Source organism: Methanosarcina sp. UBA411, assembly GCF_002495725.1.
In the GTDB taxonomy this organism is placed as follows: Archaea; Halobacteriota; Methanosarcinia; order Methanosarcinales; family Methanosarcinaceae; genus Methanosarcina.
Genome location: NZ_DAGK01000001.1, coordinates 50,289 through 76,056 on the forward strand (window position 1 = coordinate 50,289; position 25,768 = coordinate 76,056).

Consider the following 25,768-nt stretch of genomic DNA (forward strand, 5'->3'; position numbering starts at 1 on the left):
TATGAGATCAATGAAATAAGAACTAATTAAATGGATTTAATATAGGTATTTTGATAAATACAAGGGGAAATGGTCTATGAAATCAAAATCTGTTAAAAGATTCATAGCTTCAGGGATGTTTAAGGGATCCCTCGCGCTCGGAGCATTACTGTCTCTTGCAGTTTTTCCTGAAGGCAGGACTTCTGGAAAGCCGGATAAATCCTTTGAAAGCACAGGCAATGAATATAATTTTGAAGAGCTTAATTCCGAGAAGGTTACTACGGAGTGGAATGATTCATATCTTTTCAGCAGCAGGGAAAATGCTTCAGAAGAGCTTGAAAGATTAAAGAAGAAATCACAGGACATAAACGAAACTTTCCGCCCTAAGTTTGAAATGTTGTCAGGGACTACTTTACTTGAGTACCTTGAAGCTGAAAAGGCTTATTCAAAATCGCTTGATGTCCTGTATACTTATGCATATACTCAGCTAAGTAAAAACGTTAATGACTCGTTCCTTATCTCTCTGCTTGGAAGTGCTCAGGATTTGCTTACCGAATATAAGAAAGCCCAAGCCTTTGCAACCGTAAAGTTGACCTCACTGGGAAAGGAGGAGTGGAACAGGCTCTTTTCTGAAGAACCCAAAATTGAGGTTTACAGGGCTTATCTTGAAGCTAATTATATGAGGTTCGCAGAGCATAGGCCAGTGAATGAGTCCCAGGCTGCGTATATTGCAGAGCTCGAAAACCAGCGTATGAAACTGGAGACCGAGGCACTTTCCGAAATCACAAATAAAGTCACAAAGGCAGGAGAGATAACGCTTGAGAACGGAGAGAAATTTTCCATCAATTCCCAGTCCTACAGTACTTTACTATCAACAGACCCAAGCCGGGAAAACAGGAAAAAATGTTATGACAAGAGGTTCTACCATCTAATTGATGAATCCGATTCCATGGCATCTCTCTATTCCAGAAAAGCCCGACTTGATGACCTTGTTGCCAGAGAGTTGAACTACACGGATTTCTATGACTACAGTCTCTATAACCTCTATCTCACTCATGATCAGATTGAGAATATGAATACGGTCTTCAAGCAAAGAAAAGATATATTTGAAAACTACAACGAGTTCAGAAGGAAAAAACTCGGGCTTGACGTTCTTAAACCATATGACCTTATGCTGCAACTGACAGACCAACCTGGCAAAAAATATGCTTACATAGAGGCCTTGCGAGAAATTCTGAAATCCTATTCTAGGATGAACCCTAATTTCAAAGAAATTTTTTTAAAAATGATAACTGGCAGTTTCATAGATGTGTACCCAGATCCTGAACATGGAAAACAGCCAGGAGGATATTGTACTGATATCTGTGCTCTGAAAGAGCCGTCTCTGATCTTTATGAACTATGACGGCCTTATCAGGGATCAGAAAACTTTAACCCATGAACTGGGACACGCCATTAATTTCTACTTGATGGGTAATTCTGTGGACTATCTTTACTGCTCAGGAACAATTTATGAAATGGAAATTCCTTCAACTTTCAACGAAGAGCTTCTTGTTGATTATGTTGTCGAAAATTCTGACAGGAATACTGCGGTTGCCGTACTCTCTCAGCAGATTGACGATTACCAGAACTTTTTTACCAGGCAGCCCTTGATTACGGAATTTGAATATAAAGCTCACAGGCTCTGTGCAAAAAACGAAACTGTAAGCGGAGATGAACTTAATGCTATCTGGACAGACCTTTCTAAAGAATACAGAAGCCGCTCAGTTGAGTATTACCCTGAAGATTCCGCGGAATGGACTTACATCAATCATATCTATCTGACAAGCAACTACTACACATTCAATTACGCGGTTTCAAAGGCAATAACCCTAGCCCTCTTCAAACAGTACAGGGAAGACCTTGAAGCTTTCAACAAAAATTACGTTGCTTACCTCTCGGCAGGCTCGACAATGCCTCCTGAAGAAAAACTCAAGGAATATTTCGGGATCAAAATCGACAGACAGCTCTTTGAAGACGCGATGAATGTCGTGGAGTCAAGGATTCAGGAATTGTATAAATTGGGTATAAATTGGCAAAGGACGAATAATTCTTAAAAATATTCTGGGAGAGGGAATTCTCGAAAAAAGGATAACTTGGGGATCTATCATGCTGTTTAAGACTAAAGAGTTAGCTCATTACCTCGTAGGAAAGACCAAAATTTTAGAGTTTGTTAACTTTGGTTATGGGGTTCGGAGAATAGATTCCCAAGAAACGAACATAAAATTCTTAGAATTACAGGCACAAAAATATGAAAGTATTTTTAAGTACTTCCATGCCAAAAAAGAGGATAAAAGGCTAAAAAGTTACCTTAAAAGATTATTTTTTAGGCAATTGCCCTCAACTTTTCTAACCCTTCATCAATCTTAACCTGAGCGTCTTCAATGATCTTTATAAGCTCTGCATGCTTTGGAATTCCCTTCTCTTCAATGCCTGGGGTAACCGCTTGTATGGCGGGGCTAACTCCATATGTGCCCACCTGGAATGTTACTATATGGCCGGGTGTTGAGATGTTGGAGATGGTCAGACCGGACTCTGAGCCATCCCACAAGTTAGAGGAAGGCATGGTGGAATGGCTTATGGCCGTTGCCGCTGTCTCTTTGAATAGATCCATTTCATCTCCCATATTCCGGTTGGTTTCAAGGTCCAGATGTCCATCGGCCTGAAGCAATCCGCACTGATAATGATTGGTGGGAGTTCCTCCCTGCCACTCGTTGGACCCCAGTATATCACAATGATATATGGCCAGGCCGCTGGAAGGTATATCTTTGTCAAGGTCCAACTGAGAGCGGTTCTCAATCAAGAAGTATTCATTGGGTTTCCTGCTCTCAAAGATCAGGACTTTGTTGTATTCTCCATGCACTGCCTGGTACTCGCCGGGTTTATCCAGGCATACCACGTTGTCGCACCAGTCCACAAGATAACGCAAATAAGCACATACCGGAGATGGTGTCCTTCCTCTATCGTTATGGTTGCCCGCGCTCATGAGGCAGTAATAGCCAAGACCTGAGCTCTTTTCAAAATCGCCATCTCTGGTGCCGTAGTCATAGAGGTCTGGCCAGCGACAGAGCATATGGCCATTCTCATGGCAGAATGTGCCTATGCTCAAGTCCTCTTTGCTCCGGCCAAGGCTGGAAAGCATATAGAAATGGGTCTTCATGCTGTCGCGCCTGAGCTCCAGGAAGTAATTATGGGGCCAGAGTTCTCCTATGTACTGAGTCTGACCTGCATAGAGTATGTTGATAGCATCCACTATTCCCTCATCCTGTGAGTCGAATTTCTTGAGATCCACGCCGCTGGCTATTGCAAGGTCCAAGGCTTCCTCGACCAGGAGATGGTTCATATAGTATCGCCGATTCTTGCTCAAGGTTACCGGTCCGACCACCTCATTGGTGTAATTCAGCTTTCCTCCGGACATGAGCCGGAAGTACTCTTGGGCGGAGCAGAAATTACCGTTCTCGGTGTAATTTTCTCCGTTGAGCATATTATCCACATCTTCCCGGGTGACAGTGCTTTTCACATCTTTGAACTGGACCAGAATGGTCAATCCTTTAATGTTTCCCTCGCTTAATCTACGACCTTCAAGAAGGCCTTTATTTGGTCCATAGGTCCTGATGGTAGCAATGGGCTGGTATGGTGGGACTGGAGGATTCATCTTGGCATACCTGGTCTCGAACTTGGCATTTCTTACCTGTTCGGACTCTTTGAGATGCCGCCAAATCTTCTCGGGTGGAGCATGGCTTAAGTCTACTCCACTAGAGACGAATTCGCCTTTGAACAGATATGCGTAGCAGAACCGCCCTAAATCGACATCATAAACCACGGTATACCCGTCAAGGTTCTCGTAGCGGGAATAAAATTCATCACCAAAAACTCTAAGCTTTACATCAGGTCCCTTCTCCTGAGAGAAGGTGAGTATCTCCCCAGTTATTGCACTCATCTTCAACCATCTCCTCGAATTAGTTTTAAGGCCTTTTAATGCCTTTTGATAAAATATTCTCTAAACTGTTAAAATTTATATCACAGGAGGTAATTTGGCTCTGTAGAAATCCTCTGAAATAACGGATCTACATTAATTTGGATTGAATAACCCGACAAATTGTGTTCATTTCTTTTCGGCTTCTTTAGCTGATTTAGAGAGTTTTTCTACAGATATGTTTACTACAGGAGCCGTTTTGACGATGATTTTTTATTCCGTTGGTTGACATAAAACCAACATTAGCTCTTCGCTGTTTCTAGTGGGCAACTTCCTTCACTCCCTGAATGTTAAAGTAGCATATAGTAGCATATATAATATTAGAAACGTTTATTACTGAAAATCACACTCAAGCTTGATGTTTCTCTTTTTGGTCTGGCCACTTTCTAATAAGCAATTATTTTCAACCCACATGAAATATCGAATAACCCCATATTTTTATTAATCTACCAATATAAAATAGCCTATGAAATTACACTTAGAATTTGTTGTTTGTATCAGGAATTCCTTCTTTTATGTTTGATCTCATTTTTATGCTTGATCTCATTTTTTCAAGAAATCTAAAGCTTTTTAGTATCACGGAGAAGATAGAAGATAATACTAGAATGGAAGATTAGTCAGAAAACAAATCATAAAATCAAACATGCAAATGCTCTCATAATACAATTAAATAGAACAAGAAAATCACAATGTTATGTGTGGATAAAAGGTATAATTCCAAAAAAATTCATGCTCTAATTTAAGAAGAAATCAAAACAGACTCAATTATATGTTTAAAGTAGGAGGTCTAATGGAAATAAACGATGCTAATTGCTCTCTATAACAGCTAATATCGGGAGAATCTTTTTTCGGCCTTTTTCATGCGTACCTCATCTGATTCTTCTAGATGCTTTTCAAGTCCAAGTGGTGGATTATGGCTTAAATCAACTCCGCTGGAGACGAAACGGCCATCTTTTATCCGGGCATATGTGAATTTTCCTAAAATTTCATCGTAGATCGCGGTATATCCTTCTTCCGTTTCGTAGCGAGCATAGAACTCATCCCCAAAGACTCTCAGCTTTACCTCAGGACCGTTTTCTTGATCGAAGCTCAATAACTCCCCAAATATAGCGGTCATCTCTTATCCGTCCATGGTATCACGTAAAGTATAATATATTAATTGAATATATTAATTGAAAGCTTTTGCAAATAAGCCTTTTTCCATCCATGCTAATGGATATGTTATCCTTGGATCGGTTCTTAGTGCTGGGTATGGTATTCTAACCCACGAGTTCCTTCAATACCAGATCTTAAAACATAATTCATTTTGAAAACTAGAAAAATTAGTCAATCTTTCAGGAGTTATAGTTGTTGCAAAAAACCTCGAACGAAGCTGAATTTCTTTTCTTAGTCGTTTTATACGGAGTTTGACAGCTTCAAATTTATCTTCACCAATGATTAAAGTCTTGCTATCTTTTACATCTATTGGGTTACGACTCAAACCCAGGCGTCCGGCAATATTCGGGTCAATTGTTTTGGAATTGTTTTGGGTTACTTAACTATACCTTCCCTCAAGCATATCCCTGATCGGTTTTACGGTCATGGCTCCGGGGGTTCCTTTCATATTATGGGGCGGCCATTCTCCTGATTTTATTTCTTCGGAATTTTCGTCGTGCTCGTCTTCGAGAAGCAGGATGACCTTTATGTCATCAGGAATATCGTCAACCATTTTTGCTCCGCATTCCATAAGCTCACTGAAGGCCTCTCTCCCTTTTCCTTCATCAAAAGGCGCGGTACAACCTTTTACTATATTTGTTCGAAAGCCTCTTTCAAGGAAGCCCAGGCTATTAATATATACGCAGACTTCCTCAACCAGACCTGTCATGAATACTTCATTAATTCCCATCTCTGAGATTTTCAGTTCTAGTTCGGGATTCATAAAGGCGTTGGGGTGATCTTTCGGAAGCCTGAGAACGCTGACTGTTCCCCCCTTTACTACCTTTATTATTAGCCTGGCTATTTTGTCAACAATTTCCTTTCCCAATGGGGCTACAAGTTTACCTTCATATAACGTGCCTTCATATTCGTAAGTCTCATACACGAAATCGTTAGTCATATCTACAATAACCAGAGCTTTCAAGGTTTCATCCTTTTTCGTTGACTCCATATTCCAGGCTCACCCTTTTCAATCTTAGCTGTAATTGATTATATCCATAAATTAATGCACGAATTAACATAAATCTTTTTAGAGCTACCATGCAGCTTTCGGTTAAGCTCTGTCTTTTATCCGCCTGCGACAGGCGGAATAAGGACCACAGTGTCTCCCTCTTTCAGTTCTGTTCTGGGCCCTTTAAGGAAGTCTATGTCTCTGCCGTTAACTATAAACATAATTTTTGGGTTCTTGTCCTCAAAAGGCTTTCCAACTGCTTCTTTGAACTCTGCTCCAAAGCGGGATTCCAGAACCTCAAGCAGGGATTCCACTGTACTGCCTGGATTTATTTCGAATTGGATTTCGTGCGCTCCGACTATTTCGCGGATTGAGGCCAGGAATTTCAGGTTTACTTTCATGTTAAAGTCCTGAAAATCTTATGCTGCCATTTTATACGGGCTTTTTGAGCTTTCAGGCGTTGTTACAGGAATTCCAAGTTCCCTTAGTTTCTCCTCAGTGGGCTTCCCATCAATCCATCCCCTGAGTGAATAGTATTTGCCTATCATTTCAGGCACATGGGAAATCTGCCCTTTTGATGGGCCCCCTGATACAGGTTCTTCAGTAAGGCGCTTTGGAAGGACATCGGCTGCTCTGTCAAGTCCATAAATATTATTTATCAAACGTTCAAGATTTGTGATTCTTTCTCCTATCTTAAGCAGTTTTTCAGGAGAAAGTTCCATGCCTGTAATTGCTTCGAGCATACCTGCATACTGGGGGAGCCCAATTGCAAAGCTCGTAAAGAGGCAGATTACAGTTGAGTTAATCACAGAGCCCATGTCCTGCATGAAAATTGTCCATTCAGGCTTACCTTCAGTAGAATAGGGATCAAGCTTTTTCGGTAACCCAATAATCTCGGCTGGAATGGTATAGCCATAAACATGGTCACCTCCGCGGTTTGCAGTCGCATACTCAAGCCCTATACCCTGAATTGGGCGCGGGTCGTACGCTGGCAATTCCATGCCCTTGACATTTATGGAAAGCTCAGGCGCATTATACTTCTCTGCAAGTTTTCTTGATCCAAGAGCCATATCTGCTCCAAACCCGGCTTTATATGCTGTCCGCCAAACGGATTCAACCATTGCCGACGCATCTCCAAATCTCAGGTTGAAGCCATGCAGTTTTTCTTCGGGGATCTTTCCTTTTTCGACAAGCTCCATAGCACAGGAAATAGTTCCTCCCATGGAAATAGTATCAATCCCGAACTCATTGCAGAAGTGATTGGCTTTTATAACGGCATCGAGCTCTTTTACCCCACAGTTGGACCCAAGGGCAAAAATAGTCTCATATTCCGGGCCTTCGGTATATTTGATACTAAAAGGACCCTCGGGAACACTGGATTTTCTTCCGCAGATGATAGGACAGCCCCAGCAGCCAGTCGTGCCTGTAAGATAGGTTGCAGTGAGCCTCTCTCCGCTCTGCTCATCGGCGTCAGGAAAATAGCTGTTCTGGAAGTTTCTGGAAGAATATGCTCCATGTGCATTGACTATATTCACCAAGACTGCAGTTCCATAGACGTGCAACCCTCCTTTGGGACCTGTTACCGGGTTTTCCCGGATCATTTTCATCGCCTCTGCAACCTTTTCGACGAGCATCTCCGGATTTGCAGGTTTCTGTCTTTCTTTTCCTGAAACCACGATCGCTTTTAGTTTCTTGCTGCCCATGACCGCTCCAGAACCTGTTCTGCCTGCTGTCCTATATTCATCGTTCATGATGCAGGCCATAGAAATTAGATTTTCTCCGGCAGGACCTATGCAGGCGACTGACGTTTTTTTAGGATCTTTTGTGGTCCTGTCAATAAGTTCAGCCGTGACGCTGGTTGTTGTCATGCCCCAGATTTCTGGAGCTTCCACAAGTTCAGCCTTCCCGTTTATAATGCTCAGGTAGACTGGCTTATCCGAAATTCCTCTGACTACCACACCGTCATATCCTGCAAACTTCAGATATGTTCCCCATTTTCCCCCCGAGTTTCCGCTCCCCAACCCTCCTGTCAGGGGGGATTTGCTGGTAAGGATATGGTAACGCCCACTGGTAGGCACTCTGGCTCCTGTAGCCGGCCCTGTTGAAAAAATCAGAAGATTATCTGGGTCAAAAGGCTGGATATCAGCTCTGAGCTCATCATATATGAATTTCAGACCTAGCCCTTTTCCTCCAAGGTACAATCTCAAAACTTCTTCATCAAGCGGTATATCTTTAAGTTTTCCATTTTCAAGATTAACATCAAGAAATCTTCCTGCGTATCCCCCTAGCACAGATTGTCTCCTCCATGGATAGATTTTCAAATACTCTACTTATAATGATAAAATTCCAGTCTTCCGGCACCAGTCTCTTACTCTATTACCCCTGAACAAAGTTTTAGTGAAAATTGCCGGATCAGTATAAAAGCACTAATTGGATGAAAATGCTAATTTGAACATGAAATAAAATTTGATAATAATTAATTATACAACGTTTATTTATAAAAATTGTTCCATTAAAAATCATTCCAAAATATACATTCTGTTTATTAATTCCTAAAATTTACCCTAATCTCAAAATATAATCTAAACTATCATAAACCGAACTCTGTTATATCTCAGATTGATAAATATCTCAGATTGATAAATATCTCAGATTGACAACATACTATCCTAAAATCTCAGAATAAGATCCACGAATAATATTATTCGTAAAATCCTAACTTTAAGGAGGAGCATATGATATGTCTCTGTTTTTGTTTTATCGAGAACTTTACAGACCTTATACATTTATTCTTATATCGAACTCGGTGCCTTTATCCCTTTTTAGCTCGATTTCCCCGTCTAACTGATCTACAAGAATGTTTACAAGCTGCAGACCAAGAGTATCTGAACTTTCTATATCAGTGTTGTAGGGAATGCCAATTCCGTTATCCGAGATGATCAGAGTATATCCTGTACCTTTTTCAACAGGTTCTTTTTTGTCATTACCTGATGAACTTTCGGCTTTTTTTTCTTTGAATAGTTTTATCCAGATTTCTCCTTTCTTCCTGTCTGGAAATGCATGTTTTAATGAATTGGAAACCAGTTCATTAACAATTATTCCCAGTGGAACTGCGATATCCATGTCAAAAAAAAGGTCTTCTTCGAGATCCATATTTAAATTGATATCTGTATTTCCAAGCCTGTAGGTCTGGAAAAGGTTCTCAACGAGTTTTTCAAGGTATGGCGAAAAATCCAGGGCATTGCCTCCTCCTCCTTCATGTAATTCTTCATGGATCAAAGCAATGGACATTATTCTGTCCTGGCTCTCTCTGAAAGCACTGAGAACGTCAGAATCTTCAATACATTTCTTGTTGCTGAAATTTTCAGCCTGAAGATCCAGAAGAGAAGAGATAACTTGCAGGTTATTCTTAATTCTATGGTGAATTTCCCTCTTACGGGCGATTTCAAGGTTTATCAGAGCTTTTTCAGCTTTTTTACGTTCTGTAATGTCCTGGACTATTCCTTTTAGTCGAATAGGGGTCTTTTTCTCATCAAAAATAACTTCGGATTGCATATGGACTATACGTTCTTCCCCATCAGCCGAGAGAATCCTGTAATCAATGCTGTAAGGTTTTCCATTCATAGCTCTGTTAACACTATTATTGACATAATCTCGATCGCTGGGATGAACATAGTTTAAAATTTCCTGATAAGTTGGGTATGGTTCTTCAAGGTTACGTCCAAAAATGCGATATAGCTCATCTGACCAGTATGTTTCCTCAGTTATAATATTCCATTCCCAGTTTCCAATGTGAGCCATTTTTTGAGCTTCAGCAAGACCTTTTTCGCTTTCTTTCAACGAGTTATAGGCTTTCTCAAGCTGTTCTGTTCGTTCTTCAACTAATTTTTCTAAGTTGTCATGTTCTTTTTTAAGGGCTTCTTCTGCTTTTTTGCGCTCTGTGATGTCTATGAACGCAGAAATTGACCCTGTTGGGTTACCCTGCACATCACGTAGAGATCTGGCGTTACCCAATACATGTCTCACCGTATCGTCAGGATAAACAATATCGAACTCGTAGTCGTGTATTTCTTTCCCTGCAGCTGACACCTGCACCGGCATTTCTTCAAGCTGGAGCTCTACCCCGTCCTTAAACACTTTAAACGTCTCAGGTATCTTCTCCATCCGAGCTAATTTGGGAGCGTTTGCGCCTTCAGGAATTCGGAGCCATTCGTATGAGAGTCGATTTCCAGTTATCTGGAGCGCTCTGGGATCGTGTGTTATCCACACTGCTGCGGGCACGGCATCCAGTAATACTGCCAGTTCATCCGAGCGAGCGCGTTCACGTTTCTCACTCTCTCGCAGCGCACCCACTAGGGTATCGCGTTCCGCCAGCGACTGAGCCAGCTTGATATTGCTGTAGCCTAGTTGTGAAAGCATGTTGGCAAACTTCATGAAGAAGGCCATACTTGTGTCCACAACCTCCTTGCTCAACCGCGGAACTTTTTCAAGTGCTGCCGCGTATTCCTTTTCATCGAAGTCGTATTTTCTAGCCTGAGACAAGAAAAACTCATAGTCCAGAATTTCGCCCTCAAAAAAGAAATGCCCTAAGAAAATATTGCCAACGTGCTGGTCGCCTACAATGATTGGGGTAGCTATGTCCCACATATTGTTCTTGCATTTATACAGCTTAAACTCGCCAGGGAAAACACCTAAAGATAACTTAGTATCACTTTCTACACAGTGCTTGCAGGTTTCAGGGTGAACCCTGTGGAATCTCGTGCAGATGTCCTGCCATCCAACGCCTACCAGAACATTGCCTTTGAGATCGATTATGCTTATGGGAATGTGAGCAAGTTTATAGAAATCCTCCATGAGAGACTGGATCGCCTGGACATCAATAATATCGACAAGCTCCAAATTAGCCATCTTCCGAACAGGCGAGAGCATATTTTCCAATTTTAGCCTGCTGCTCTGCCCATTCTGAGGCAGGACTTCCTCGGTCATCTTACGCTTTGCAAGATTTTTCCACCCGGAATTTTCTATCCGCTCCCATTTTCCTTCCTTTTTAACCAAAGTGAATTGATGATTTGCGACAATATCTATAGTTTCAGTTAGATCATGCGCATCGAGAGAATAGGTACATAGAGTTATCATATGGTAGTTGCTAATAACAGAATCCGCTTTTTTCTCAAAATTAACGAAATTACTCCATTCCTCTTCTTTCAACCAGGAAGTGTTCCAGCTAAATCTCATTCCTTTGTAGCTACTTTCCTGAGCCTGATTGAGTTCTTCAACCCAGCCATTTAAGACTCTTCCCGAAACGAATATACCTTCTTTTACATACCAATCAGTGTAGGGAATAATTTTGATTTGGCCATTTTTCAGATAAATATCAAAGTCAGGAATAGCTTTTCTTAAAGCTTCTTTTGCCTCTTCTGCATCTAGAGGGTATGCTGTGATCCATAGGCAAAATTCGTTATTTTCCAATCCTGCTTTGAAAAAAGGAACAAGTATTTCCGTCAAATCTTCCTTTGTCCGGTAGAATTGGCAAAAGTGTGCTCCCCAAGGTAAATCTCCAATAATATCAATACCAGATTTTCTCAATTTTTCATTCATTTTGTATTTTTCCCTACCGTAAGCACAATCTTGAAAGATTATATTGAATTACATGTTAGAAATTCCATTTTGAGATGAGGGAACTTTTCTGAAGTCCTTAGCAAATTCGCAGAATATACCCATATTTTTAAAAATAGAATCGGTCTACCTTGTGATATAATCGCAATTTTAATATCTCATTAAAGATAAAATTGATTATATATTAATGTTTTTACCCTAGCGTTGTTGCAAAATTCAAGCCAAAAAGCTATTTTGCTACAAAACGCATAAAAAATTCTGTGTATATTAAAAAAATATTGAAAAGATTCAGATGAATATCTAGCTTTAGATAAATTATGCTTTAGATAAATTATGCTTTAGATAAATTATGCTTTAGATAAATTATGCTTTAGTTATATACTCGTACCTGACATCTGCTCTTGTAATCCTTGGAACCTGTCCCCACATACCAATGTATTCTCCCTGGATTACGAGTGCGCCTTTTATTTCTGGAATTCCTTTTACAGCTTTGAAGGAAGCTTCTACAGATTCTTTTCCAATGCCTACTTCGTTTCCAAGAGCCGTTGCAGCTGCATCCGCAAGGGATACATCATCTGAGAATACTGCAGCTGCATCCGCCATCCCAAAGCTGATTGAAGGACCAACTGTCCCTGCCGAAGTACAAACGCCTGTAATCGAGTCTCTAGGTTCGAATATTAGCCCAAGGTTTTTAATAGGAGACTGTCCCGCATAGATCCCAACCACAATAGGCCTGTCATTGATAAGTGCGATGTCTCCTCCGTTGTCGACAATAGCGTATTTTGCTCCTGCTTCAACCATCGCTTCTACTGCAAGGGCCGAAATTGTGCCTGCAACCGCACTCATTGGCCCTATGTCCATAGTATTTCCGGCTTTTACCATTCTCCTCACAACCTCAGGTGCATTTTCCGGGCATTCGTAAGGTTCGAGAGTAAGCTGAAAATAAGGATCGGAAAGAATGTAAGTCTCAAGGGCTGCCCTGTGGATGCGGATCGCTTCTTTTGCGGCTTCGATATGGGCCTGATTGTCGGCTGCAATTGTAACTATGGTTTCCTTGAGCTGGAAATGTTCTTTAATCGGGTTTTTGGTAGATTCTTTAGCGGATTCTTTTATGGGATCTGACATATTGGTTCAGATGGGATTTATTGCTTAAAAAGAGATGCTTGAAGAGTTGCGCCGCCCGAGTTCCATCTCCCGAGTCCCGTCTCGGGAGGACGGTGCCCTTTTCGCTTCGCTCAAGAGGGCTGAATTTTGGGTAAGATATATCGTTTTCAATTCGCTGAAAAGGACTGATTTACCTGAGTTCTGTCTCGGGAGAGGGAAATGTTATACGAGCGAGATCGATGAGGAAACCATGGATTTTAAAAACGAATTTTTCTTAAACCAGGCCCCTGCGTCTTTCACTCTTATATTCGTCAAAGAGGCTCTGCAGTTCGTCCTGTTTGGCTTTGTGGCGTTTTTCATCGGCTTCTTTTTCCCAAGATTCGATTGCGGCTTTGAGGGTTTCGGGCTCGACCATTGCAAAGTCTTCAGCTCTTTCGAGCGGGATATTCTTTAAGACCGGCACATCTCCTTTGAAGAAAGTTTCCTCGGCTGCGTGCGAAATGTCCTCAAGGATGATTACGGCTCTGACTCCGGCTTCTACAAGGATTTGAGCGGTTGTAGTTCCGCCTCCACTTGGGTTTTCAAGGAAAACTACATCACCTGTCTTAAGCCCGTATTTTTCCTTCGTTTCGGCAATGGATTCCTTCGTAAAGGCAGCAATAACTTTAACAGCCGTACCTTCACCGCGGACTTCCATCTTTTGGATTTTACGCAATTTGTTGCTTCTGCGCCGCAGTTCCTTTACGGTTTTGCTTTTATGGCTGACCTCTTTTTTCAGGCTTTCAATGGTTTCGTCCCTGATCTTGATTTCTTTTGATTTCCGGATTTCGCTGTAAGCTTCTTTTTTGAAGCTGTTCAACCTTGACTCAATCTTTGAGATTTTTCGGTCTTTTGCAATCAGTTCCTTCTTTAATTCTTCAAGGTATTCCTGAAGATTCTGAATCTGTTCGCTCTGCCGCTGGACAGTTTCCCTCATTTTCAGGAGGGATTCGTCAACTGACCTGTCCTCCGGTTTTTCGGCATGATCTTTTAGTCTTGGTTTTTCAGGTTCGCTCGACTCCCGGACTTTTTCAATTGCAGCCTCTATGGAAGCTCCACGTATTACATAAAATTTTATCAGCTCAATATCTGCATTCTGCGGAGCTTTCTTTTCAATCCGGGTAAATATATTCTTGTAACTCCTGTAGGTGAGAAGAGCCGCAGTCAGTGCATCTCTTTCATGGTCGTTTGAGTAGCCAAAAGTTTTTCCAAGCGCAATTTTTTCTTCGGCAGAAACCTCTATTCCGGGACTTGCAGGTACGGCATTGAAGCTTCTTCGAATTTTCTCAACCGATCCAGGCATTGGAGTTACATCGCTGGCGATAACTGCAGGTTTTCCGTACTCTGCGATAAGTTTAACCACTTCGTCAGGAGCCATTCCCCTAGAACTTTTCAAGTAAAGAAGATCTCCATCAAGAGAAAGAATCGCTATTCCCACGGTTGTGCCAGGGTCGATTCCCACGATTGTAAACTTACGTCTTGGGTTCTTCGGTTTAAGGGGAACGTATCGGATTTTATCGCGTTCAACACTTCTTACGCTTACCTGAGCATCATTACTTACCATTGGATGTATCGGTATCTCTCCGCGTTTTGCATAGACAGTGAATTCAGACCTGACATAGCCTCCGAAGCCTTTTACGTTTACGGCTTCGAACCTGATGCCTTTTTCCCTGGAAAGATCTTTCAGGGCATTTTCAATCTCTCTACTCCTTTGTAGCACAGCTCCGTGTACTTTTCTACGGTACCGGTTCTGGCTCCAGCCGCCCCTTCCCAGGGAACGGGCTCTACTGACTTTGATCTTTGTAATATCTTCAAAAAGGGAAACTTCATGCCCAACTCCCATATCTGCGAGGCGGGCACATATTTCAGCTTCGTCATTGGGGTTTTCGGGGTCAAAAGAAAGCCCGTTTTTCCTTGCAAGCCTGACAAGCGGTTCGGGATGCAGTCCGCCTGTGACCTGAACCAGTTTAACACCTTCAGGCAGCCGTTCCATAAGAGAAAGGAGCTCGCTTCGGTCGGCCGCAAGCTCAAAAATATTGTCAACAGCTATTATCTCCGGCCTTTCCCTCTGGGCCATATTAAAGATCTTCTGGCGACGGAGCATACTTTGATGGGAAACTTCTCCGTCTTTTAGGATAGCAAGTGCGTATCTGGGAAGTTCCTTTGCCCTGGGAGAGCCCCGAGCAATATCAATTCCATAGATAATCTTTTTTTGCATGAGCGTCTATATTTTATTTTCTATAGAATATATATTTAACTGCACTCGTTTTTATTATTTAAAACTATTCATTATTATGGTCTTTATAGTTCTTTTTATGCCTTTAAGGAAAAACGGCCACATTCTGGATAGCCTTTCCAGGTGATATCCGAATAGAACAGGTTCGAACACAGTTTATAAATTGTGGACTTGCTCAAAAGTTACTTGCTCAAAAGGAATACTGCTTCCTCAATTTTTAAATAGAGTTGATTTGCAGATGAACAATCTTACCTTTTACTGTTTAAGCATACAGATTTCTAAAAATGAGATGGATATTGAATAAAGTATTTAGGATACTGAGAAACGAAGTACTCAAAGCCCTGAGGAATAAAGTACTCAAGGCTGCTGAGGAATTAAATTGCCCATAAGAAATTAGAAGGACTGTAGAGATGCAACTCTACCTAAAAGATCTCCGTCCTCCCGAGACAGACTCGGGATGCAGAGCTGTAACTTTAACTTAAAAGGTCTCCGTCCTCCCGAGACAGGACTCAGGTGACGGAAATCAGGAGGCTATTTGGGCTGCCTGTCTTCATGCCTTTTTCAGAAGCACTTTTAGATCCTCTTCAACTGTTGTATTGGGCCTGAGATTAAAGTTTTCAACCAGCACTTTAACAACATTGGGTGAAAGGAAAGCCGGAAGTGTCGGGCCTAGAGTGATGTTTTTTACACCGAGGCTCAGGAGGGCGAGAAGCACAAGCACGGCTTTTTGTTCGTACCAGGCTATATTGTAGGATACAGGCAGGTCATTTATATCCTCAAGCCCGAAAGCCTCTGCGAGTTTTTGGGCTATTACCACAAGCGAGTAGGAGTCGTTGCACTGACCGGCATCGATTACTCTCGGAATTCCTTCGATATCGCCAAGATCAAGTTTGTTATAGCGGTATTTGGCGCAGCCTGCGGTCAAGATCACGGTATCTTCAGGGAGAGCTTTTGCAAAATCGGTATAGTAAGCCCTTTCCTTGTGTCTGCCATCACAGCCTGCCATGACCATGAACCTGCTTATTTTTCCGGTCTGTATTGCATCTATAATTTTATCTGCAACCGAAAGAGCTGCCTCGTGTGCAAAACCTGCGGTTATAGTTCCGCTTTCGATCGGCTCGGGAGGCTTGCTTGTTTTTGCCTGCTCGATGAGAGGGGTGAAATCCTTTGTACCGTCTTCTTTTTCGTAGATGTGGGTGAGCCCTTCAAATCCAACGACCCCTGTGGTATAAATCCGATTTTTATACGATTCTCTTGGAGGAATTATGCAGTTTGTAGTCATGAGGATTGGGCCATTGAACTTCTCGAATTCCTCGTTCTGTTTCCACCAGGCATTCCCGTAATTGCCTGCGAAGTTATCGTACTTCTTGAAGGCAGGATAGGCATTTGCAGGCAGCATTTCTCCATGCGTATAAATGTCAATTCCTGTGCCCTTTGTCTGCTCAAGAAGTTGTTCCAGATCCCGAAGGTCGTGTCCGCTGATCAGGATTCCTTGCCTGTTTCTCACACCTATATTAACAACTGTAGGCTCAGGGTTTCCATAGGTTTCAGTGTTTGCCTTATCAAGCAGGGCAAGGACGGATACGCCTTTTTGCCCGCATTCCAGAACAAGGCCGAGCAGGGCTTCTACTCCCAGACTGTCGTCAACAGTCGAAACCAGCCCTTTTTCTATGAATTCGTAAATTTCTTCATCCTTGTATCCCAGGACGTAAGCGTGGTGAGCATAAGCAGCCAGTCCTTTTAGGCCATAAGTCAGAAGTTCTCTAAGAGACCGAATATCCTCGTCCTGTGTGGAATGAACAGCAACATCCATACTCTCTACACTGTCCGGAGTGACTTTAGCCACGACAGGAAGACCTTCTTCGACAGCTAAATCTTCGGCTGGCAGTTTTCCCTTAATCTCATCTCTGAGCTTGAATCCTTTGTTTATTAGAGATTCAATTTCTCGCCTGTCAAAATTGGTGTTTGTCAGAGTCGCAAAGAAACTGTCAAGCAAAAACCTGTCTGTTGTTTCTTCATTCAGGCCTGCAGCCCTTGCCTTAAGGTTATAGAAAGATATGCTTTTAAGGACATAGATCAGCCTGTCCTGGAGATCTGCAACTTCTCCTTTTTTACCACATACTCCATTTTTAGTACAACCTTTTACGTTCAGCGCTTCCTGGCATTGATTACAGAACATTTTGTTTACCCCAAAACTATCTATCACGAGATTTTCTGTTTATCCAACTCTAAAATTTTCAGTTATTCCTAAACTCTTTTAATCATTTAGCACACAGAACTATTTTGATACAGGTATCTTTAGTATACCATAGAATAAAAGATGCCAACTAATATATAGAAGACAGTTTCGAGGTGGGTACTGGATTTTTCAGGCTCTCAGATTTTCGATTTCATCTTGGTAATTTTTGCGCGGTTTGTTTACAGAATTATCTTTTCTGCCTGAAACTTCAGGTGTAAGTTTCAGTAATTTTATTATTCAGGCTCTATATGTCAACCTATTGTAAACGGAAACATTTATCACAGAGTAGACGATATGCTCTGATGTCGATTTACACTAAATTGGTGGTTAACAATAACGCAATTTTACTTACAACTCTCTCAAAAATCATACGATTCACAATAAATCCATTATCAGGTTCAGTATCAAAAATCCGTAGCGAACTCCACAGAAAATTCAATAGTAGGTTCAGCAGCAAGTTAAAAGCTAAGCTTTACGCAGTGAGGATTTAATTTCATGAACAGAAAAACCAATTTTCCAAAGGTTATGTGTACCCAGCATCCTGACGCGGCGTCAAAATATATCGCGACACAGGAAGAGCCGGGAGAAGCTATAGAGGCTGCAAAGGTATTCGGCTGTGATGAGTATATGCCGGATTACGAAGGGAAGGCCACACCGTACCATCAAAATGTCCAGATCGTATTAAAACTCATAGAAGAGACGGATCTTGTTCCCGGAAAGGATGTTGTCATTACTCCCAGGGCTCCCAGTGCAGTTCAGGAAAACCGATTCAGGCAGCTCATGGTTATGATGTCAATTGCTGAGGCTAATTACGATGCCCTCAAATATTCGGATGTTCAGGCAATCAATGAGTTCGTTCATCCAATGACAGGCAGTGTCAAGGAAATTATTGAAGCTCAGCAGCATATGGTAGATATAAGCGAGCTTTCAAAAAAGGAATTTGGTTTCTCAATGGAAGTTCCCCGCATAATTCCACTTATTGAGGATGCTCCTGCATTGCTGCACGCAAAAGAACTTGCAGGAAATACGATTCTTGCCTGGAAAGAACACTTTGGGACAGTTCCTGACGAATTCAGGGTGTTTCTGGGCAAATCCGACTCTGCCCTTTCCTTCGGGCACGTTGCGAGCACTCTTTCATGCAAATGCGCAATAAACGGAATTTCCGAGCTAAATTCCGAACTTGATACCCAAACTGGCATTATATTCGGAGCAGGAACGCTGCCTTTCAGAGGGCATCTGGACTTGAAGAACGCTGAAAACTTTTTCAGAGAATATCGGGGAATCGGAACCATTACTCTTCAGTCCGCGCTCAGGTATAGCCATAAAAAAGGGGACGCTGAGGCTCTGGTAAACCTTGCAAAAGAGAGGTTGCCTGAAACGCCTGAAGTCTTTTCAGCCGAAGAAAAAGAAGAAATAGTAAACCTTATTGGGATATTTGGAGCAAGCTACAGCCGGATTCTCAGGCAACTGGCTCCCACGATAAACCAGATAGCTGACCTTCTTCCCCAGCAGCGGGATCGTCTTATGAGCAAAGGGACAGGCGGTTATTCGAGAAGTGCTCCTGACATATCAGGTCTGGTCAAACTTTGCCGTACTGACATCGGAAAAGAGCTTGAAGCCAGCATGCCTGCTGAAAATCTTCACCTTCCTAGGGCAATCAAGTTTACAGGTGCTCTCTACTCCATAGGCTTGCCTCCGGAATTTATAGGCACAGGTCGTGCCCTTGAAAAGGCACGGGAAAAACTCGGAGAAGCCACCTGTGAAAACTTGCTTATAAAATACTTCCCCTCCCTTGCAGATGACCTGAACTTTGCATCCGGATATCTGGATCTCAATGTAGCTTCCCGCTTCCTATCCGGGGAATATCTGAAGGAAGTCCGTAAAGACATCGAAATTCTACGTGATACCTTTGATCTTGAAACCAGTCCCGAACCTTCGTACCGTATTCTGGTGGAAATGATGCAGCCTGACCTCCTGCAGGCAGGAAGCAAAGGAAACTGCATGGATGAGGAAGTTTCCCAGCTTGTATGCTCTACCCTCACCAAAATGGGAAAAATAAGAAAGGCACTCGGTTAAGTCATTTCATTTCCTATCTGGTGACTCTCTTTTTTTTATTTCACTTAAGTGTTGCTGGTAGTTGCTCTCAATTTAACATGGTTCACGACTTAAGATTAGTCTTTTTCTGTGGCGTTGTCATCTTCTGAGCTGCTTTTTGAAGGTACAGAATTTTTAATTGTTTTTGAGGCAGTAACATCAGTAAGATCGGAACCGGATTTATAAGAGATGACTGGAGTTTGCAACAGGTGGCGCCTGATGCTGCGGATTGGATACAGGTACAAGAGGTAGATTGTCCGTAAAGTTGGTTCCGTTATACTTTATGTCTGCAATTCCATTTTCATCCTTATCCTGTGTAGTTTGAGAGAAACCTGCCCCATCAGGGCTTGCCCAGAAATTACCTCCGAGGTAGTGCCCTCCTATAATATTTATGCCTTCTTTCTTTACTGTATTCCAGGTATTTCTTCTGTTTCCGACTTCTACATTAAAGGTATTATTGAGATAATTATTGAATACAGTATTATTATCGCAGGCTGGACACATGGAAAGGCCTGAAACATAATTGAAAGAAAGAATATTTCCAGTAAACGTGCTGTTATCCGAGGAATTCAGATGAATGCCCCAGTTGCTTTTGCTAATAGTATTCCCCGAAATTATGCTATAGTTTGAATGTGATATCCACATCCCGTATCGGATATTTTCCAAGATATTATTCCCTGAAATAACACTCAGGTTTGAATTTGTCATGTAAATTCCCATATCATTCCTGCTTATCGTATTGTTATTCAGGTTATTGCTGCTTGAATTTATGAGGTAAAAACCGTAGCCTGCGTTCCAGCCTACTATGTTTCCGGTCAGGTTATTGTCGCTGCAATTATTCTCTAGAATAATTCCGTGATTATTTGAATCTGCGCTATTGTTTGAGAGTATATTCCCTTCCGAGTGCACGAGCTGAATTCCGTATTTTTCATTTAGATTCATTTTATTGTCTGAAATCGTGTTATTTTTTGAGTTACTCAGATATAGTCCTAGATTATTTTCCGAAAGATCATTGTTGCTTATAGTACAGTGACTACATCCGGATAAATAGATACCTGTTACCTGGGTGGATTGGGCTGATCGGATTTTAAACCCGCTAATTGTTGTGTTATTTGCTCGTATGTGAAATACATTTACATTCGGATTGTTCGTAGTGACTATCGTATCCTCAGGATTCCCGGATTCTGACCTTATTGTCAGGTTTTGCTTACCAATTACGATGTTTTCGGTATAGTTTCCAGGCTTTACGATTATCACATCATCTGAGCTTGTATTATTTACTGCGGCCTGTATTGATTCTCCTGGATGGACGAGAATCTCAATCGCAGTTCCGGTACTAGAGCCTAATGTGAATATAAGAAAGGCTACTGCTAAGCTGACAAACTTGTTTATTTAAATCCCCCACATTAAATACAAATTATTATGTAATTTTTTATTAATAAACCAGAATTTAAACATTAAACCATATTAATATATTGGATTAGAATAATATCAAAATAAAGAAATAAAATTATAAAGCAAATTATAATCAGCAGATAACTTACTAAATAGTAAGTTGTATAGAATTTTCTATTCCATCTCTGACTTACCTTTGTAAAAAGGAACTGTAATTTTCAGCCCAGAGAAAAACTATCTGTATGTATAATACGAAAAATTATCTGTATGCGTAACATGAAAAATTATCTTATGTATAACACCAAAAATTATCTTATGTATAACATGAAGTGTTAAAACTCGACAATCTGAAAGAAATTGTTAATAAACTGTTAGTGAATCGCTGCAACACTGACAAACCATCAGTAAGCTTTTAATGAATTTTTGAAAACTCTATGTGCAGCAATTTTTTAAGGCTATTTTATGGAAAATGATCCCGAGAATAAAATAGATTAAGGAAAGTAAGTAACCTTGGGAATTGTTACTGAAAATATAAGATCTCAAATATAAGGTCTCAAATATAAGGTCTCAAGTCCTATTTTTTTGGCGCAGTGTATGAACCATTGATTTCTTACTAATTAACCGTTATGAGTTAACCGTTATGAAGCAAAGTTACTCTTTATCTGAATTCTCTTTTTTCGAGGCAGCTTTTTTTAAATTTTGCGTTTTTAGATCTTCTACTTCAGTTTCTTTGGGTTCGATCTCTTCGGCTTCAAATTCTTCAGCTTCGAAACTTTCGGCCTCAAATTTCTCAGCCTCAAAGTCCTCTTCCTGAAAAACATCCTCCTCGATACCTTCTTCAAAGTCCTCTTCCAGGGCTTCTTCAAGATCCCATTCTTCTATAGTACCTTTGCCAAGCCTGCTTTCTGTACTTTCTTTTATTTCTTCTGCGCTTTTGCCTGCCTCGCTCTTAATTTCGCGGATCGTTTCATCAAGTTCCCTTTTTATCCCGTATTTCCGGAAAAAGTGAGTCAGTACATTTGAAACGTCCCTTTCGAGAATCTCATCAGCGTGAGGATGTTCAAGAGTAACATACTGAGGCCAGTCAATTAGCTGGACGCCATCTTCGGAAGCAAAGATATTATACTCACTTAAATCGGCATGGATAATCCCAAGTGAATAGGTAATTATCACCTGCTTGAGAATTTCATCGAGATACCATTCAGGGGCAAGAAGTTTTGTTTTTGCGAGAAGGCTACCTTTTGCAAGCTCCATAACTATTGCGTGCCTGTTATGATCAAAGGGCTTTGGGATTGAAACTTTCGGATATAGCTCTGCCATGATCCTGTACTCCCTCTGGGCGGCAAGTCGGGCTGCATAGATCCAGGAAAAGTGCTCTCTTTCTCCCAGGTGCTCACGCACGCGCTTTATTTGCTTGAAACTGGTTCTCCCTTCCCTGTGAAACTTGATGACGACAGGAACAGGTTCCCCTATTGCAAGCTCAGGCGGCAGAATTGCTTCATAAATAACCGATTCCTTTCCTACCCCTACTTCGTCCCCTATTGCACTGATACTTTTTCGTTTTACAAAGGCATTAAGGGCAAGGGCATCGTATCCTTCAAAATATATCTGAAATCCCTCGTAAGGCTGGGTAGTCCTGACCACAAGCTTATTCCGGACAAGCTTTTTTAGCCTGTATTCCAGTTTCTCAAAAGGAAGCCTGGTGTATTTATTTAGCTCTTCTATTGGCACCCATTCAAAATGCTTCATTCCCATTTCAATGCCAGTCAGGATCCTGAAATCCTTTGAGTCAAGATCTTTAAAAACCCTCAGCGCTTCGTCGATCATCTTGGTACTAGATATAGCCCTCGATATTTAAATAATAGCTATCTACTGCTGCCCGAATCCAGTATCGCCTGAATTGTGCTATTATCATAAACATAATCTTTTGAAATTTCATACCTTGAAGTTCCTGAGTGGGCAAAAGAACTTATGACATCTCAGGACATTGCCAATGTTTTGGTTGTTAGTTGGGAAAGTTAACTGTGTAGATTCGACAATTAGTAATCGTAAGGAAAACTTATTCTATTAAATTTATATATTCTCTCATTTATATAAATAATTGTTTATACTTAGGCGAAATTTAGAACCATGAATCTAAGAGTGAGATACGTAACCAAAATCATTTAGAAAATTAAATGCTGTGTGTCACACATATACGCACATTCAGGGATTTTAAAACATCAATTGCGTAATGGGGAGTAACCATCAAGTTTCGGATCATCAAAAATAGTTCTGAAACTTTTATTTAAAAACAATTGGTTTTGGATGAACTCATTAAGAATCTAAGGTTCTACATTAGACATGGGATAAACATCGAAGAGTCAAGTATGGTGAGTTCTGAATGTTTAATTTCATTCTCTTGGAGATTATTTGGGAATTTCTAAACCCCTTATGCTCAGCGATTCCTTTAAGGAACGATTTGCGAGCTTTTAGATCTCATGAGCGCTTAAAGAGGGGACGGATATTGTCAAGAAACCGTAATTCTGCAATAAACAAGGCCAGCAGGCAATTTATCCTTCAACTATTTCTGGTAGTACTTGTCTCTCTGGCTTCACTGGGCAGCCTGGGGGCTTCAGAGTCTGAATTCCCGCCCTGAAAAGGGGCTGTCCAACAATTACTGGTAGTAGTGTCAAAACCGCAGGTGAGTGAGGAGAATAAACACGAAAAAAATTGATAAGGGAATTTAACCTGGTGGGGGACATTAATAATGCCAAATACGCTGGAAGAGAAGGATTGGGACCTCCTTCTTCGTAGAATCAAGGATGGGAAGTGTACTCCCTTTCTTGGAGCTGGAGCTTGTTCTCAAAAGATTCCTATTGGTTCCCAGATTGCAAATGAATGGGCAGAAAAGTATGACTATCCAATGAAAGATTCTGATGACTTGATACGGGTGGCTCAGTTTGTAGCTGTAATCACAGACGCTATGACTCCAAAGGAAGAAATGTGTAAAAAAATCAATGAACTGTTAAAAGAAATCCCACCAAAATACTTTGAAATTCCTGATGAACTTCACGGAGTGCTAGCCGACCTCCCACTGCCAGTTTATATTACCACAAATTACGATGACTTTATGGTGCGAGCTCTTGAAAGCCGTGGCAAAACACCAATTCAGGAAATATGTCGGTGGAATAAAAGCCTCAAGAAATCCAAACGAACGCCATCAGACTATGTTCCTACTCCAGAAAAACCTTTAGTATTTCACCTCCACGGCTTCTATAAAATACCAGAGTCGCTGGTTCTAACAGAAGACGACTATCTGGACTTCTTTGCTGCCAATTCAATGGAACAAAACATGCTTCCGCCGCGTATTCAGGAGGCACTTATAGGCACATCTCTTCTTTTTCTAGGCTACAGTATAACTGATTGGGATTTCCGTGTTCTTTTTCGGATTCTTGCTGGATACTTAGAAAAAAGTCTTAGTAGAACGCACCTATCCGTGCAGCTCGTGCCAGGGGATGTTTCTGAGGACCGAAAAGAAAAAGCTCAGGAATATCTGGATCGCTATTTTGCGGACCTTAATATCCATGTATACTGGCAAGATTGCCGCGAATTTGCCGCAGAATTGAGAACACGATGGGAGGCTTTCAATCGTGATATCACAAAAATAGATGCTGAAAATAGGCGACGTTTTCTAACTAAAGAAAAAACCGATAGGGTTTCGATACTCTTCTTAGCAGCCGATCCCACTAATGAATCTCGCCTGCGGCTTGGTGAAGAATTTCGAGAGATTCAAGAAAAACTGAAGTTGGCTAAATTTCGGGACCGCTTTACATTAGAATTGCCACAGTTGTCAGTTCGCCCATCAGATATATCCCAAGCTTTGCTTGATACACAGCCACATATCGTCCATTTTTCCGGTCATGGCACACCTACCGGTGCGTTATGCTTTGAGGATCTGGCAGGGAAAACCCACCCGATCGATCCTGATGCGTTGGCTGCATTGTTTGAACAATTTAGTGGTCAGGTGAATTGTGTAATTTTGAACGCTTGTTACGCAGAGATTCAGGCAAAAGCCATCGCTAAGCACATCAAATATGTCATTGGCATGAACCAGGCAATCGGCGATAAAGCTGCTATCGCCTTCGCTATTGGTTTTTACCAGGCATTAGGAGGAGGGCGTAGCATTGAAGAGGCATATAAATTTGGGTGTGTACAAATTCAACTACAGAATATTCCAGAGCATCTAACACCGGTTTTAATAAAGAAGGATCAGTCGTAATTGTCACAGCTCAACAAATAAGGATTGAGACGATGCGTAGCGCCGTTTCAATTCTAGGTTCAAGTAAGCGCGCCGGGGGTATAAGAGTAAGGCTTCGACAGAGAATCCTGGGGTAAGAAGATAGCTCATTTCTCCATCTCAAGAAGGAGAGAGCGGACGGGTTCATGGCCAGGGAAAAGAAACGTTTAGAATATTTTTACCTGAATCATGATCATGGAGGCCATATCATAGAGAGAATTTGAAATTAACGTTGCCAATTATCCAATTGGAGAAATGGTTTGAATTTTAAACTTTGTGGAGGGTGTTGGTAATGCCAAATAAGCTGGAAGAAAAGGATTGGAAACTCCTTCTTCGTAGAATCAAGGATGGGAAGTGTACTCCCTTTCTTGGAGCTGGAGCTTGTTGTGAAAAGATTCCTGTTGGCTCCCAGATTGCAAATGAATGGGCAAAAAATTACGACTACCCAATGGAAGACTCTGATGACTTGATACGGGTGGCTGAGTTTGTGGCTGTGACCGAAGACGCTATGACTCCAAAGGAAGAGATTTGTAAAAAAATCAATGAAAAATTGAAGGAAGTTCCAACAAGCTACTTTGAAATTCCTGGTGAAATTCATGGAGTACTAGCCGACCTCCCACTGCCAGT

At 41.4% G+C, this 25,768-nt stretch carries 14 protein-coding genes and 1 pseudogene; 4 read left to right on the forward strand and 11 right to left on the reverse strand.

Going from position 1 to position 25,768, the window contains the following annotated elements; translation table 11 throughout:
* Positions 1 to 76: 76 nt before the first annotated feature.
* Positions 77 to 2,074, forward strand: coding sequence for a M3 family oligoendopeptidase (locus tag BP861_RS00225; protein ID WP_292371421.1), 1,998 nt, complete (start codon positions 77 to 79; stop codon positions 2,072 to 2,074).
* A gap of 269 nt (positions 2,075 to 2,343) precedes the next feature.
* On the opposite strand, the gene BP861_RS00230 is transcribed toward BP861_RS00225, so the two are convergent.
* From BP861_RS00230 to hcp, 9 genes are all read right to left on the reverse strand, one after another.
* Positions 2,344 to 3,957, reverse strand: a complete 1,614-nt coding sequence (locus BP861_RS00230; protein ID WP_292371423.1) for a M6 family metalloprotease domain-containing protein — start codon at positions 3,955 to 3,957, stop codon at positions 2,344 to 2,346.
* Between the two features lie 862 nt (positions 3,958 to 4,819).
* On the reverse strand, positions 4,820 to 5,110 hold the full coding sequence (locus BP861_RS00235; RefSeq protein ID WP_292371425.1) for a hypothetical protein: 291 nt from the start codon (positions 5,108 to 5,110) through the stop codon (positions 4,820 to 4,822).
* 417 nt (positions 5,111 to 5,527) lie between these two features.
* The gene (locus BP861_RS00240) at positions 5,528 to 6,139 is read right to left on the reverse strand and encodes a cysteine hydrolase family protein (protein WP_292371426.1); all 612 of its coding nucleotides are present in this window, start codon (positions 6,137 to 6,139) and stop codon (positions 5,528 to 5,530) included.
* A 116-nt stretch (positions 6,140 to 6,255) separates the two neighbouring features.
* Entirely contained in the window at positions 6,256 to 6,540 is a 285-nt protein-coding gene (locus BP861_RS00245; protein ID WP_292371428.1) for a MoaD/ThiS family protein, read from the reverse strand.
* Between the two features lie 18 nt (positions 6,541 to 6,558).
* Positions 6,559 to 8,430, reverse strand: a complete 1,872-nt coding sequence (locus BP861_RS00250; RefSeq protein ID WP_292371429.1) for an aldehyde ferredoxin oxidoreductase family protein — start codon at positions 8,428 to 8,430, stop codon at positions 6,559 to 6,561.
* A 487-nt stretch (positions 8,431 to 8,917) separates the two neighbouring features.
* Complete coding sequence (locus tag BP861_RS00255; protein WP_292371431.1) at positions 8,918 to 11,737, reverse strand: PocR ligand-binding domain-containing protein; 2,820 nt, start codon at positions 11,735 to 11,737, stop codon at positions 8,918 to 8,920.
* A gap of 381 nt (positions 11,738 to 12,118) precedes the next feature.
* Entirely contained in the window at positions 12,119 to 12,880 is a 762-nt protein-coding gene (locus tag BP861_RS00260) for a UPF0280 family protein (RefSeq protein ID WP_292371432.1), read from the reverse strand.
* A gap of 253 nt (positions 12,881 to 13,133) precedes the next feature.
* Positions 13,134 to 15,116 carry a DUF460 domain-containing protein gene (locus BP861_RS00265; RefSeq protein ID WP_292371433.1) on the reverse strand — a complete coding sequence of 661 codons (1,983 nt, stop codon included), beginning with the start codon at positions 15,114 to 15,116 and terminating at the stop codon, positions 13,134 to 13,136.
* Between the two features lie 568 nt (positions 15,117 to 15,684).
* Entirely contained in the window at positions 15,685 to 17,313 is a 1,629-nt protein-coding gene (hcp, locus tag BP861_RS00270) for a hydroxylamine reductase (RefSeq protein ID WP_292371434.1), read from the reverse strand.
* Positions 17,314 to 17,868: 555 nt separating this feature from the next.
* Between hcp and ppcA the strand changes: the two genes are divergently transcribed.
* The gene (ppcA, locus tag BP861_RS00275; RefSeq protein ID WP_292371435.1) at positions 17,869 to 19,449 is read left to right on the forward strand and encodes a phosphoenolpyruvate carboxylase; all 1,581 of its coding nucleotides are present in this window, start codon (positions 17,869 to 17,871) and stop codon (positions 19,447 to 19,449) included.
* A 198-nt stretch (positions 19,450 to 19,647) separates the two neighbouring features.
* Here the strand turns inward: ppcA and BP861_RS00280 are convergent, their stop codons facing one another.
* Positions 19,648 to 20,859, reverse strand: coding sequence for a right-handed parallel beta-helix repeat-containing protein (locus BP861_RS00280; protein ID WP_349680981.1), 1,212 nt, complete (start codon positions 20,857 to 20,859; stop codon positions 19,648 to 19,650).
* Positions 20,860 to 21,513: 654 nt separating this feature from the next.
* A complete protein-coding gene (locus BP861_RS00285; RefSeq protein WP_292371436.1) occupies positions 21,514 to 22,689 on the reverse strand; it encodes a serine/threonine-protein kinase RIO2 in 1,176 nt (391 codons plus the stop codon).
* 922 nt (positions 22,690 to 23,611) lie between these two features.
* Between BP861_RS00285 and BP861_RS00290 the strand changes: the two genes are divergently transcribed.
* Together BP861_RS00290 and BP861_RS00295 are read left to right on the forward strand one after the other, a co-directional pair.
* On the forward strand, positions 23,612 to 25,123 hold the full coding sequence (locus BP861_RS00290) for an SIR2 family protein (protein WP_292371438.1): 1,512 nt from the start codon (positions 23,612 to 23,614) through the stop codon (positions 25,121 to 25,123).
* Between the two features lie 310 nt (positions 25,124 to 25,433).
* Positions 25,434 to 25,768 (forward strand): annotated as a pseudogene (locus BP861_RS00295) (hypothetical protein); the annotation flags it as partial.